Origin of the sequence: Pseudomonas monteilii NBRC 103158 = DSM 14164, assembly GCF_000730605.1 — a bacterium.
Lineage (GTDB): Bacteria > Pseudomonadota > Gammaproteobacteria > Pseudomonadales > Pseudomonadaceae > Aquipseudomonas > Aquipseudomonas monteilii.
This window is the reverse complement of record NZ_BBIS01000118.1, coordinates 1-1235: the sequence shown is the minus strand read 5'-3', so window position 1 is coordinate 1235 and position 1235 is coordinate 1. Positions and strand designations below refer to the sequence as shown.

The following is a 1235-nucleotide window of genomic DNA, read 5'->3' as shown; positions in this document are numbered from 1 at the left end:
TGTAGTGGTCTACTAACCCCGGACACCTTTTTAGGCGAAAATGGTCGCCACACAGAGGTGTTCGATGAGCAGACAACGACGTACTTTCACCCCCGAATTCAAGCGCGAGGCAGCCGGCCTGGTGCTCGACCAGGGCTATAGCCTTACTGAAGCCGCCCGGTCGCTCGACTTGGTTGAATCGGCGCTGCGCCGCTGGGTGAATCAACTCCAGTCAGAACGTGGCGGTGCTACGCCAACGAGCAAGGCGCTGACCCCCGAGCAGCAGAAGATCCAAGAGTTGGAAGCTCGGATCAACCGGCTGGAACGGGAGAAATCGATTTTAAAAAAGGCTACCGCGCTCTTGATGGCCGAGGAACACGAGCGCTCGCGTTGATTGATCAGCTCCGCCGCGAGGAGCCTGTCGAATTACTCTGCTCGGTGTTTGAAGTCACTCGCTCGTGTTACTACGCGCATTGCCATAAACGGCGATCTCCGGACGTTGCGCGACTGGCACTGCGCGTTCGGGTTAACGAGCTATTTACACAGAGCCGTAGTGCCGCAGGTAGTCGAACCATCATGTGCATGATGCGCCAAGAAGGCATTCAGATCGGCCGCTTCAAGGTGCGCAAGTTGATGCGCGAAATGAAGCTGATCAGTAAGCAACCGGGTTCACATGCCTACAAGAAGGCCACAGTAGAGCGCCCTGACATCCCGAACGTGCTGGAGCGCGCATTCGATGTTACGGCACCGAATCAAGTATGGTGCGGCGACATCACGTATGTGTGGGCTCAAGGCCAGTGGCACTATGTGGCGGCAGTTATCGACCTTTTTGCACGTCGCATGGTGGGTTGGGCGTTTTCACCCAAACCGGACAGCGAATTGGTCATCAAGGCGCTGGACATGGCGTACGAGCACCGCGGGCGGCCGCAGAATGTACTGTTTCACAGTGATCAGGGCAGCCAGTATGGCAGCCGAGCTTTTCGTCAGCGGTTGTGGCGTTACCGCTTCAAGCAAAGCATGAGCCGCAGAGGTAATTGCCTGGACAATGCGCCTATGGAGCGTTTGTTCCGCAGCCTGAAAACGGAGTGGGTGCCAAGTGTGGGCTACATGAGTGCTGCGCAGGCACAGCAGGACATCGGCAGGTTTCTGATGCAGCGCTACAACTGGGAGCGACCGCATCAGTTCAACGGTGGGTTACCTCCGGCGATTGCCGAGGAAAAACTTAATCCGGTGTCCGGGATTAGTTGACCACTACA

At 56.8% G+C, this 1235-nt stretch carries 1 protein-coding gene; it reads left to right on the top strand.

Translation table 11 applies throughout. From position 1 onward, the window contains the following. Positions 1-64: 64 nt before the first annotated feature. Positions 65-1227, top strand: a protein-coding gene (locus PM2_RS30610) for an IS3 family transposase (protein WP_085982910.1) whose coding sequence is annotated in 2 segments (ribosomal slippage) — positions 65-320 and positions 320-1227 — 1164 coding nt in all. Because the reading frame shifts where the segments join, the coding sequence is not laid out codon by codon here. The last annotated feature ends 8 nt before the right edge of the window (positions 1228-1235 follow it).